General features: G+C 41.5%; 4 protein-coding genes. All 4 read left to right on the top strand.

The genetic code is table 11. From position 1 onward, the window contains the following. The first annotated feature begins 122 nt into the window (after positions 1 to 122). Positions 123 to 1,451, top strand: a complete 1,329-nt coding sequence (locus ABI125_10980; protein ID XCF05246.1) for a hypothetical protein — start codon at positions 123 to 125, stop codon at positions 1,449 to 1,451. A 151-nt stretch (positions 1,452 to 1,602) separates the two neighbouring features. Further along, a complete protein-coding gene (locus ABI125_10975) occupies positions 1,603 to 3,045 on the top strand; it encodes a gliding motility-associated C-terminal domain-containing protein (protein XCF05245.1) in 1,443 nt (480 codons plus the stop codon). Between the two features lies 1 nt (position 3,046). Next, entirely contained in the window at positions 3,047 to 5,689 is a 2,643-nt protein-coding gene (locus tag ABI125_10970) for a PorP/SprF family type IX secretion system membrane protein (GenBank protein XCF05244.1), read from the top strand. Between the two features lie 74 nt (positions 5,690 to 5,763). After that, the gene (locus ABI125_10965) at positions 5,764 to 14,007 is read left to right on the top strand and encodes a T9SS type B sorting domain-containing protein (GenBank protein ID XCF05243.1); all 8,244 of its coding nucleotides are present in this window, start codon (positions 5,764 to 5,766) and stop codon (positions 14,005 to 14,007) included. Positions 14,008 to 14,039 lie beyond the last annotated feature (32 nt).

Genomic DNA, 14,039 nt, shown 5'->3' with positions numbered 1-14,039 from the left:
GTAAATTTGTTAAAAAAGTGCATTTCAACGAAATAATTGGTATTTCATGGGTTTTTTTGTATTTTTGGTTTATAATTTTAAGGAAAAATCGTAATGAGTTTAAATAATAAAATAAGATAACTATGAAAAACTTTACCCAAATCATTTTCATATTTCTTTTTGTAACGGGAAACCTCTTCTCCCAACAGGAAAAGGGGATAGTAGGTTCAGAAAATTGGCTTAACAATTGGACGGACTTTAAATCGACCCAATCAGATTATGGAGAGCCTACAAAAATTTTGGCAGGAAATATTGCAGCAAATACCACTTTAGTAAAAGGTGAAGTGTACTTGCTGCTGGGTAACGTATTTGTTACCAATGGAGCGATATTAACCATTGAACCGGGAGCGGTGATAATGGGCGATTACAAATCAAACGGATCACTTACCGTAACCAAAGGGGCTAAAATTATGGCCTCTGGTCTTCAAACAGACCCTATTGTTTTTACTTCAAACCGCACAGTGAAAAGGGCTGGCGATTGGGGTGGGATTGTTTTGTTGGGTGAAGCGCCAACCAATAAATTCGGAAATGGTTCTGCAGTGAAATTTTACCCAGACCTTGTACCTTCAAGTTATGCCAGTGCCAATTATGGTGGAGAAAACACAGCCGACAATTCAGGGATATTAAAATATGTTAGAATTGAATTTGCCGGAAAGCGCCTTTCTAATGGAGAACATTTTAATGGTTTGCTTTTGGCTGGAGTTGGTGACGCTACCATCTTGGAAAATGTCATGGTTTCATATGCTGCAGGAAATGCAATCGAAGCTTGGGGCGGAGAGGTAAATATGCTAAATATAGTGTCTTACCGATGCAGCAACAACGATTTTAATTTTAATTTCGGTGCTCAGTGTAACTTGACCAACTCTTTAGCGGTGCGCTCGCCTTACGTTTCAAACAGCACTGGGTCAAGGTGTTTAAAAGTGGCTTCTTATGAAAGAAAGGAAGATATCGATTTTTCTAAAAAGGCAACATCGGTAGTGGCTAAAAACATAACTTTCCTTAATGATAGCGATGATTTAGAAACCGATATAAAAATGGGGCTTGTAAAAGCTGCGGTGTATGTGGGCGACTATGCTTCTTTGGATATGAACAAAAGCGTTATTTCCGGATTCAATCCTGCTGTAATTTTAGAAGATAAAATTAGCATCAACCAAGAAAACTTGGAGAAAATAAAGTTTACTTCAATGTATTTCAACAATTGTAACGGAAATATTTTTGTTGAAAATAATGCCAATAACGAAGATTTGGAAAACTGGTACGGTAACAGCGCGTTTTTTAATGTGTATTCTAAAAGCTCAAACGCTGAAACCTTTATTGATATACGCAACGAAAGAAGACCGGATTTTAGACTGCGAATCAACAAAATTATTGCTTCAAACGAGGTTGATGCAGATTTGAGAACAATTGATTAATGTTTATATAATTAGTGACGAATGCCCCAAATTTACTCACTTTCCTTTTTTATTTTATTCATGAATCTGGAAATTCTGTATGGCCCGAACCAAGGGTTATTGAGATGATGTTTTAGGGTGTTTTTATTGAATAAAATAAAATTGTGCGGAAATGAAGAATGTTACTAAAATTAGTTTTGTTGTTCTGGTTTTGTTCCTGTCATTATCTCAGAGAGGCAACGCACAAATTGTTATAGGAAAACCAAGTTTAGGCTTTACCCAAGCCTGCGCCAGTCCTTCGTTTAACACGTACAACGTTACTTTTAGTTTTTCGCCAGATACATCATTGAGTGGCTCTAATCAATTTATCATCGAACTTTCTGACGATAATGGCGATTTTACCAACGCCACAACTATTTATACCTCAAATGCCGGAGCGGTATCAACATCGCCGGCTACGTTAAGTTTTGCAATGCCAAACACCATGTCTGGTGAAGGCTATAAAATTAAAATAAAGAGTACGGCTCCCGCAGCATCAAGTACGCCTTCAAATGCTTTTGCGGCATATTATAAAATTCAAGATACCCCGTTTACCATAAACAATTTAATTGCAACAGGTACATTTTGTGCTGGAGGAAGTTATTTGCTGACGATTGATAGCAGAGTGGATGAGAACAACGATTCGCCACTTCAATACCCTTCACTCACTTACAATTGGTATAAAGAAACCAGCCCGACTACTTCTGTTTTTGTTGCTGAAGGCGCTACACTTTCGGTTAGCGAACCAGGCACTTATTTTGTGGAAACCAATTATGGCACCTGTACTTCCAATTCATTTTCAAACCGTGTAACCATCAGTCAGGCCACTTCGCAAAGTTCATTCGAAATTAATTCCAGTAAAGGCAATCCATTTTGTTCCAGTGAAGGCCCAACGGCTTTAAGTGCTGTTAATGGAAATAGTTACCAATGGTATAAAGATGGAGAAACTATTGAAGGGGCTACTAATCAAATGTACGAAACTGAAGAATCTGGAACTTATTCTGTAACCGTTGATTTGGGAGAATGTTCTACTTCGGCATCGATTGACTTAGATAGTACCGGGTTTTCAAGCAGTATTGATGCCAATGATGTTGAAATGATTGATGAAAACGAAACTTTGGAAGTTACCGTAACAACCGATGCAAATAACCCTGAATTTGAATGGTATTTGAATGAATCACTAATTACCTCGGTAACCACTAGCAGTTATGTTATCAGCCAAACAGGAAATTATAAAGTGGTGGTAAATCAAACAGCAGATTGTTTGTCTTCAACCGAACATAGTTTTATGGTACAAAATCCGTTCCCAGATGTGGCCGAAATCCCTAATTTAATTAGTCCGAATGCAGATGGATCTAATGATACTTGGGTTATCCCGCAACAATATGTAAATGGTTCGGGTGCCGAAATCACCATTTTAAGTGCCCAAGGAAAAGTAGTGCTGCAAACCAATAATTACCAAAATAACTGGCCTGAAAATCAAATCGATTTTAAAGATATAACCCCAGTATATTATTACATTATAAAACCTCAAAACGGGAGCGAAAAAAAAGGTTCAATAACAGTGATTAAATAACATGATAAAACGCCTTTTACATATCATTTTATTCTTCTGTTTTATACAGCAACTCTATCCTCAAAACGGCGATGGAGTTGTTGCGTTTGATGTACCCGTTCGAAATTCGTTGAAATTCAATCGCCACATTATAAACCCAACTTTTAGTTTCGTAAGGGAGCAAAACAAATATTTAAGCTTCAACAACAAAAGGGAATGGGTACAGTTTGATGATGCACCACAAACGTATTTGTTTGGTTACGCTGGCCGGTTTGATGAAAATATAGGTGCTGGTCTGTCACTTTTTCAGCAAAATTATGGGGTAATGACCACCTTTGGCGGAGTAGCAAACTTTGCTTACAATGCAGTGTTCGATAGGGAAAGCAACCTAACCTTTGGTCTTAACCTCGGGTTTTATAAAAGTGGTATTAATGAAGGAAATGTGGTTACCAATTTTCCTGACTCGTCATTGGATGATGTGCCTTCCCATTCTGTAATAGCCGTTAATCCGGGGATAAATTACGGTACAGGATTTTTCGATTTTGGTATATCAATCAACAATTTGGTTTCTTACAATTTATCTGAATCTAAAATGATAGAGGATAATCCAAAGCAAGGGATTCAGGGGCATATTATGTACACCGGTTATTTGGACAGCCGTGGATTTTTTGATGAAAGTAGGTTTACAGGATTGTTGCGTTCAGAATTCAGAAAGGAAGAAACTATTATTGCGGGCACAGTGATGCTAACGGTTCCAAAAGGTATTTGGGCACAAGCAGGTTACAATACGCTTTATGGTATGTCGGCCGGATTGGGTTTGAATATCACAAGTCAAATAGCCATTGAATACAACTATGAAAAAGCCATGGGCGATTTGTCCTCGTTTGGTAATTCGCACGACATTACAGTGGCCTACAAATTTAAAAACAGATACCGTTACAGTTATAATGGAGATGATGACGAGCAGGCTTTGTTGATTCCTAAACGAAAAACTTCAAGAAGAACAGTAGCAAGAAAAAGAGTGTCAAGACCTCAAACCAGAACAAGACAACAGGTTGCCAAAACAAATACGAATAGTACTAAACAGTCTGACAATGTTTCTGAAGTTAAAAAAGAAGAAGTTGAGGAGAAACAAACGCAAATGGCAGAAGAAGCTAGGGTAAAAGTAGAACAGGAAGAACAAGTCCGATTGGCAGAAGAAGCCAGGGTTAAAGCAGAACAGGAAGAGCAGGCCCGATTAGCCGAAGAAGCCAGGGTTAAAGCAGAACAGGAAGAGCAGGCCCGATTAGCCGAAGAAGCCAGGGTTAAAGCAGAGCAGGAAGAGCAGGCCCGATTAGCCGAAGAAGCCAGGGTTAAAGCAGAACAGGAAGAGCAGGCCCGATTAGCCGAAGAAGCTAAAGTAAAAGCAGAGCAGGAAGAGCAGGCCCGATTAGCCGAAGAAGCTAGGGTTAAAGCAGAACAGGAAGAGCAGGCCCGATTAGCCGAAGAAGCTAGGGTTAAAGCAGAACAGGAAGAGCAGGCTCGATTAGTAGAAGAAGTTAGAGTAAAAGCTGAGCAGGAAGAGCAGGCTCGATTAGCCGAAGAAGCTAGGGTTAAAGCAGAGCAGGAAGAGCAGGCCCGATTAGCAGAAGAAGCTAGAGAAAAAGCAGAACAGGAAGAGCAGGCTCGATTAGCCGAAGAAGCTAAAGTAAAAGCAGAACAAGAAGAGCAAGTTCAAATAGCCGAAGAAGCTAAAGCAAAAGCCAAAAATGAAGAAGATCCAAAAATTGAGACTGAGCAATTGGAGCCTATTGTAGTGGATGCTGCAACACAGGAAATGAGCGATTTGGCTAAATCTTCAACATCTATTGAAACAGAGCAGCAAGCTTTACTGGAGCAGTTAAGCGAAAAAGTGGCCAGCAAACAAAAAGATCTTGATGATTTGAAAACCGAAAACGATTTAAGCGAGCAAGGTATTTATCAAGAGCCAAAAGCATTTAAGAGCGTTTCAGCTGAAAATGCTGCTTTAGACGCTTTAAAATCTGAAATCGATGATGCTATCAATGTTCAAAATGAAAAAATAACCGAACTGGAAGAATTGTATCAAGATCGATTTAAAAAGGTTAAGGATAAAAATGATTTGGTGAGCCAATCCTACTTAAAAACCATCGAGTCGTTAAAAGAGGAGCAGACCAAAATAGTTGAATCTAGAGAAAACCTGTATGCTACTTTAGCCGAAATTAAGGTTGCTACAGAATTTGAAAGAAAACGTAGAATTAAAAGAGCCCTCTACGATAATCAAGAAGATCGATATAATAAGGATAGAGCGGCCTTACAACGTATTAAAAAGTTTACCGAACCTAGCGATGTGGCTTTAACTTCGGAAGATTTCGACAGTGGAGAAGAACTTAGTAACATTCAAATTGTTAAAGATGTGGCTCATGCCGATGAAGGTTATTATTTAGTTGTGGCTGTTCACAGTGATGTGAATAAACGTGATGATTTTTTAACCAAGGCAGTTGCTGCAGGACGCACCGATATTAACTTTTTCTTCGATGTAAATACTAGTAAATATTACATTTATTACGAAAAATTTGATGATGTAAACCAAGCCAGATTAGCCATTGAAAATAAAGGTACAGAACCATATAACAGTAAAATGTCTATGGTTAAAATTGAAAACTAAATGAAGTAAAATTACAGATGATAATTTCTTTTTGAAAAGCCCCAATGAGAAAAGAAATGTTAAATATAACCACCATGAAAAAACCTACTTTACTCATCAAGGGTATGCAAATCCTACTGTTGTTATTCAGCATGCAAACCATTGGTCAAAATTTAGAGCCTTTTGTGCCCCGTTATGATGATGCTATCAAAGGCGATATGCTTTTAATTGGTAACAGTAACATTGGTGTGCACCAAACCAATCCTTACAACGGAACCCGAAACAATGAAAGTAGTACTTACCGAGGCAGTATGGTATACGTTGATATTGATGGAGATGCCTCAACGTTTAACTCGAGTATGGCCGAGTTGGATATTCCAAGCGACAGTAACTGTTACCAAATCGCATATGCCGGTTTGTATTGGAGTGCCGTGGTAGAGGGAGATACCCCAAGAGAAAATATAAAATTTAAAATACCGGGCAGCAGCTCATATATTGATATTACCGGAACACAGGTGTATTACCAAAATTCGAGTAATGATCGGAACTCGAATGCCTATGTTTATTATCATGACGTCACTAATTTGCTAGCAGGATTGGCTGATCCAGAAGGTGAATATATGGTGGCAGATATTTCATCAATGACTTCACAAATGATGCGAGATGGCGACGGATATAATCAAGAAGGTTTGTCGGCCGGCTGGTCACTTTTTGTTATTTATGAAGATCCAACAATGCCAAGTCAGTACATTACATCATTCGATGGATTTACTAAAATTAACAACCGTGCTCCCAATAACGAAGCCAGTTTTTTAATTAATGGCTTTAAAACCATACCTGTTGGTCCTGTTAGGGCCAAATATGCCTTTTCGGCCATTGAAGGCGATAGAGGATGGACCAACGATTATTTAGAAATTAACGGCACCAGAATTAGTGCCACAGATGCATCGGGGAACACCATTCGCCCAAGCAACAACTTTTTCAATAGTTCGGTGTCAATTATCGACCCAGCTACAAATGCCCCGGTTCTATTTACCGATAGAAACCCTACGAGTTCAAATACTCTAGGGTTCGATGCCGGAATAGTTAGTATACCGAACCCTGGAAACAACGTGATTGATAACGGCGATACGTCTGCCACTATAAAGTTAGGTACTAATACCGATATTTATTACTTCTATTTTAGTGCGTTTGCGATTGAAATTATTGCACCAAATATCGTTTTAACCAAAATCGTTGAGGATGAAATGGGCAACGATATTGGTAATCAACTTGTAAATTTGGGAGATGAGCTTTATTATACTATCGGTTTTCAAAATACAGGAAATGACGACGCTACTAACTTAATTATTAGGGATATTCTCCCAGAAAATATTGTATTCAATTACCCAACCGATTTAGATGTGCTACCTACAGGGGTTAGCGTACAAAGTTATGATGAGACAACACGTGAAATTGTATTTAGTGTAGACCGCTCTGTCGTTGAGGAAAACGATCCTGTTTCCGAAATACGTTTTAAAGTAACTGTGGTGTCTTCGTGTAGTTTGTTGAATGATGCCTGTTCGAATATCATCAGTAATCAAGCTTTTGCTACTTACCAAGGTACAATAAACCCTAATTTTACAATATCAAACGATCCTAGTTACGCAACTAATGTTGGTTGTTTGCTTTCTCCCGGAGCAACTAATTTTTTAGCGGATTTAAATTGTGACTTTGAAGAGGAAGTTATCCTTTGTGGTGATAATGTTCAGTTAACTGCAGGAAGCGGTTACGACTCTTATACTTGGTCTACAAGCCCATCGGGGACACCTGTTATAGGCGATACGCAATCTATTACGGTTACCGAAGTGGGCACGTATTACGTTCATAACGCTGCAACGGCACCTTGCCAATCCATCGATCAGGTTTTTGAAGTGGTTACTTATGGAGCAGGTGTTGAAAACCCGGTTATTCCTTATGCAGATGAAGTGGTGACTTGCCCTAACGATGGAAAACAACTACCCAACATATTTTTATGTGGAGCCAACGATTCCAGAAATATAGAAACCGGAATTACCGATGCTACATCAATGATTTGGGAAATTCTTGATGAAACCAGTTGTTCTGCCGTTGCCAATGAAGATTGCGCCAACGAAGACCCCGGTTGTACTTGGAACCAAGTTGAAACTGGTCCAGATTTTTTGGTTGATACAGCAGGTCAATACCGATTGACTTTAAATTATACAGGTGGATGTTTCAATCAGTTTTATTTTAACGTTTATAGTAATTTATTGGAGCCAACAGTAACTTCACGAGATATTTATTGTAATACTCCCGGTGAAATTGTTGTTGGGGGAGTGCCTAGCGGGTATGAGTATAGTATTGACGGTGTGAATTACCAATCTAGCAATACATTTTCAGTGACTACGGCAAACTTGTATTCCGTTTATATTAGGCAAATAGGTGTTAGTCCAAATCCTTGTATTTTCTCTGTGCCAGATGTACAGATCCGCAACAGGGATTTTACCATTTCGTCCATCGTTACGCAACCTTTTTGTCATGGTGAAAAGGGAAGTATATCGGTGGCTGCAAATGATGTAAGACCTCAGTATTTCTTTGCGTTATATGATGGGGTAACCATTGTAAATAGTGTGGGGCCAATTTCCCAAAGCGATTATAGATTCGAAAATTTGAATCCAGGCAATTATACTGTAAACGTTTCAACCGAAGATGGCTGTGCAGGTTCTGTTGATGTGGAAATTATTGAACCACCTTTATTGGAAGTTACAGCGGCATTAACCAATCCACTTACATGTACCGATGGAGAAATAACAGTGTATCCCACTGGAGGAACGGCACCTTACTATTACTATGTAAATGGCAGCACCGATTTCCAAAGTACGCCAATAATTCCAGTGACAACCGCTGGTGATTACGATATTTTGGTAATTGATTCCAATAACTGTTCGGCTGAAACTACTATTTCAGTGGAAGCAACTCCAGCACCGGATTTCACGGTATCGCAGACCGACATCTCTTGTGCGGAAAATGCCAATTCTGGGGCTATCGAAATCAATGTTACCAACCCCAACGGCAACATTTTGGAATATAGCATTGACAACGGTACAAGCTATTCAAATTCATCAGTCTTCAACGGACTTACAGCGGGGAATTACGATGTGGTCGTGCGCTACACTATGGGGTCCGATGTTTGTGAGACTGCCCCACAAACGGTTACCATAACTTCTGCAACAGCTATTTCAGGTACTGCCAACGTAACTACGCCATATAATTGTGTCACCACAGGCGAAATTACAGTTTCAAGTGTGACAGGTGGAACCGCACCTTATGAATTTAGTTTAGACGGTGTGAACTTTCAATCGGGGAACACATTTTCGGGCTTGACTGAAGGGAATTATGCCATTACCATCCGCGATGCTAGCAACTGTACTTTTATCACTACTCCTGCAACGATTGACGCTTTGGATCCGCCAACAAATTTAGATTTTAATGCCACACCATTAAGCTGTCCGGCATTGACTTCTGATGTTACATTAACTGTAACTGGAGGAACTCCAACTTTGGAGTATCGAATAGTTTCTCCAACGGCAACAACTTTCCAAAGCTCCAGTACATTTACAGGATTAGCTCCAGATACCTATACTTTTGAGGTTCGCGACGCTAATGATTGTAGTTATTCCGAATCATTTACTATAGCACCGTTGCCAGCTTTGACAGCAAATACGGTTATCACAAAAAGTTTAGATTGTACTACTTCACCAGACGGGATTATTAGTACAAATATTTCTGGTGGAACCGCGCCATTTTCGTACCAAGTATCATTTAACGGAGGCGCCTACGGAAGTACAACTTTAGTAACAGGAAACAGTTTTGTGCACACTGCGTCAACCGATGGAACATATCAATTCCTTATAACGGATGCGAACAACTGTACGGTCGAGACCGGCGTGCAGACTATCAATGCGATTTCGTTGCCAGAAATCAATTCCGTAGTACAAACGCAGCCCATTTTATGTAGCGGCGACAGCAATGCTGCCATTCAGGTGAATATCAATAACAGCGTGGGCACTCCTGCGTTTACCATCAATGTCTTCAACAATACAACGGGAACGGATTATGGTACGCAAACCTCTGGATTGACAGCGGGCGACTATACCATTACACTCACCGATGCCAATTCCTGTACCGATACCGAAACGATAACCATCAATGAACCGACCCCGATTGCGTTGGATTTTGATGTAGACCCTGTTTCATGTCAGGCAGGGGGCGTTTCCTTAGGAAGAATAATCATTAATTCGGTGAGCGGCGGAACGCCCAATTATTCCTATCACGTTACGGGTGTAAATGGTTATGACCAGGAAATTTCCAACCAAACGGGAGGCATTCAGGTTTTTGAGGTTGTGGATTTCGGGCTTTATGAAATCATCATTACGGATGCCAATGGCTGTTCGGTGATTGAACAGGATATTTTGGTGGCATCGCCGCCAGACGATTTGAACATTGCAACTTTTTCACCACCAGCGGATTGTTCAACCGGAGGTTCGGCGACAGTAACCATTGGTACACCGTTATCTGGTTCAGGACCATACCATTTTGCCATCTACACTGGGCCGGGCATGAGTTACCCTGGAGTGGGCACCTGGCAGGACGAAATCCCTGCCGGAAGCGAAAGCACCACGTTTACGAATTTAATTCCTGGAGCTACTTATACCTTTATCGTGTACGATGAGGCAACCCAATGTTATTATTACGAAACGGCCGATACGTCCATCCCAACCAACTCCCAATTAGGCATTAGTGCTTTGGTACCGAACAACATCACTTGTGTGGGAAGTGCCGATGGCAATGTCAGTTTCGATATCAACAGTATTTACGGTGCTGCTACCGATGTATCCTATGAAATATTCCATTCGCAATCCTTGGTTACAACGGGCGTATCGGGCACCGGTACTGTACCGGCCAACGGAACCTTGCAAATAAACGATTTAGGCAATCTAGATTTCGGTAATTACGTGGTTGTCATTACCGAACAGGCTGGGGCGACCAATGCAGGTTGTAGCATTGTTTCTGGGCCGTTCAATATTACCCAATCAGCTATCGAGTTAAGTATTACAGGTTCTGTTGATAAAAATGCGAATTGTAACCCGAATTCGGGTGTTATTAGTGCGGTAGCCAAAGATGGAACACCGCCGTACCTTTACCAAATGACCACTTCGGCAACCCCACCGTTGGATACCGACCCGTCATGGGCATCCAATAGTGTGTTTAACGCCGATGCTGGCAATTATTATGTACATGTTATGGATGCTTATGGTTGTATCCGTTCCACAGCTGTTATCAATCTAGGTTCAGATCCAATACCGGTTGTAGCGGCTTCTACAAATAATTTGTGTACGGCTACCGAAGGAAATTTCGAAATCGACGTTACTTTACCAACTTCGGGAGTGGCACCTTACAGTTATAGTATTGATGGAGGGGCTTTCCAAACACGTAGCGCACCATTTACCATTTCAAATTTGGCATCTGGTAACCATACTGTTGAAGTGCGTGATGCGAATGGCTGCGGAAATCTAGTTTCTGTAGACATTGTTGCACCGATTGATTTAGTGCCTGAAGTAACAGCCATAGCGACTTGTAATGATGACGATGGCGAAATTACCGTTACGGGCTCTGGAGGTTCAGGAAGCTATAATTATAGCATTAGTCCTAGCCCGGCTTCTATTAGTCTAGCTGGCAATGTGTTTTCTGGAGTGCCATCAGGAACCTACACGGTTACCATAACCGACGTCAATACATCGTGTACAGCAGATGCCTCAATCGTAGTTCAGCAGGCAGCACCACCTACATTCACAACTACACCAACAGCGGTAACTTGTTTTAGTGATAATAATGGTTCGTTTGAAATTAATGTGGACAGCTATAGCGGAACATACAATTATGAGGTTTTCGATAGTTTAGGAAACTCGGTAACTGGACCTGTAGCAGCCAATACGAGTACAAACCCGATGGTTGTTAATGGAATGATTGCTGGAACATTTACGGTGGTAATCACCGAAACAGCAACACCATTCTGTTCGGCCACCTCTAATGTAACAATCAATTCACCTTCGGAAGCATTAACTTTGGCTGTCGATGAGACTTCGAACGTGACCTGTGATGATGGGATGGGCACCATTTCGGCCGTGGCCAACGGCGGATGGGGCACCTATGAATACGAACTTACGGGAGCGGCAACGGTAGCCTATTCTTCCAACGGAACATTCAGCAATTTATCGGCAGGTAATTATACCGTTAACGTACGCGATGCCGGTGGTTGTGTTGTTTCAGAAAGTATTACTTTAAGTTTACCTACTCCAATCAGTGCCACGGTTTCAGCTAGCGCTGCCATGTTGGATTGTTTCGGAGATGATAACGCGTCCATTACGGTTTCAGCCAGTGGAGGTCAGGGCAGCAATTATTCCTATACACTGAATAGGGTAGCGCCAACGGTAAATTCATCAGGCCCGCAAACCAACCCAGTATTCAATAATTTGGGGGCAGGGACCTATAACGTAACGGTTACCGATGGTTATAACTGTGAATTTGTTTCTACGGATATTGTTATCGATCAGCCTACGCCCATTGAAGTGGATCTGGTAAAAGAAACTTCTGCGACCTGTTTAACCGACGCCTCGTTGACCTTGAGCACCACGGGCGGTATGGGCAGTTATGAATATAGCACCACGGCAAACTTTGTTACGGTTATCGGCACATTCACCACATCGGTGACTTTCCCAGTTTCCGATGGCACTTACCAATATTATGTGCGTGATGCCAATGGTTGTTCGGGAGCCGTTTCCAACGAAATAACCATCGACCCGCTTCCAGATTTAGTAGTTAATTTAGATACTTCAAATGCTAAAATTAATTGCGCTGGGGATGTTACGGGAGTTATCGTGGCAGAAGCACAGGGCGGCTTGGGCAATTATGTTTATACGCTACAGGATGCGGCTGGAAATGACATCACTCCGGTAACCCAAGACAGTCCAGGGGTATTTACCGAATTACCTGCTGGCGATTACCAAGTTGAGGTAGAAAGTGGGGATTGTTTGGTGACTAGCGCTCAGGTTACAATCAGTGAACCGGCTACGCCATTAACAGCAAATTTTGTTGCCAGTAATGTAACCTGTCCAGGTACTAACAACGGTCGACTGGAAATTACTGCAGCAGGAGGAACGGGCATTATAAAATATGCCATTTCCCCACAGTTGAACCAATTTTTCGACGATCCTGTTTTTGAAAACTTAGCTCCTGGCGATTACCAAGCCATGGCGCAAGATGAAATGGGCTGTTTCGTACTTTACGATTTCACTATTGAAGATGCCGTCCCCGTAGTGCTTAGCATCGTGCCAAATTCTATTATTCCCGAAGTATGTTCGGGCGATATGAACGGTGAGTTCAGTATTGAAATTTCAGGAGGAAATATGCCTTATAGCGTGAGTTTGGATGATTACAATGGGACATACACTACGGGCGCACCCGCACAGACCCAGTTCGATTTTACCGGATTGGCTGGTGGAGACCATATCGTTTATGTTCGAGATGCTTTGGGCTGCGAGACCGAATGGAACATTACTTTCCCGGAATCGGTGGCAATAAATCCCGTTGCCGAAGTGGTGTTCGATTGTGTCAACAATATTTCCACCAATACCGTTACTGTATCGGTAGATGAAAGTGTTGATCCTGCTGAATTGGATTATTCTTTAAATGGTGGAACGTACCAAGCGAGCAATATGTTTATTGATGTGCCTGCGGGTGTGGGCCATTATATCGACGTGAGGCACACCAACGGCTGTATTCAACGTACGCCTTTGTTCGATGTGGAACAGTTTGAACAACTGCAATTGGCCATTGATGATGGTGAAATCAACCAAATTGTTGCCGTTGCAACGGGTGGCGCAGAACCTTACGAGTTTACGCTGAACGGCGAGTCGTACGGAAGCCAAAGTACCTTCACCATTTACGAATCTGGCGACTATACGGTTTCCGTGACCGATAGCAACGGATGTACGGCGAGTGCTACACGGTATTTTGAATATATCGATGTGTGCATCCCCAACTATTTCGTACCGCAGAATGGCGGATGGGGCCCCGGTTGTACCAGCCAGTACCGAAATATGACCTTTGATATTTTTGACCGTTACGGAAGAAAAATTGCCACACTGAACGTAGATGATAAATGGGACGGTAAGTACAACGGCAAGGAACTGCCCACGGGCGATTATTGGTACGTCGTGAAACTGAACGACCCGAAAGACGACCGCGATTTTGTTGGTCACTTTACACTGTATAGATAATGAAGTTGGCAAATCCCTCAAAAAAGAGCAAC

The organism is Tamlana crocina (genome assembly GCA_040429635.1).
Taxonomy (GTDB): domain Bacteria; phylum Bacteroidota; class Bacteroidia; order Flavobacteriales; family Flavobacteriaceae; genus Flavisericum; species Flavisericum crocinum.
This window is presented reverse-complemented; position numbering and strand designations above follow the sequence as displayed.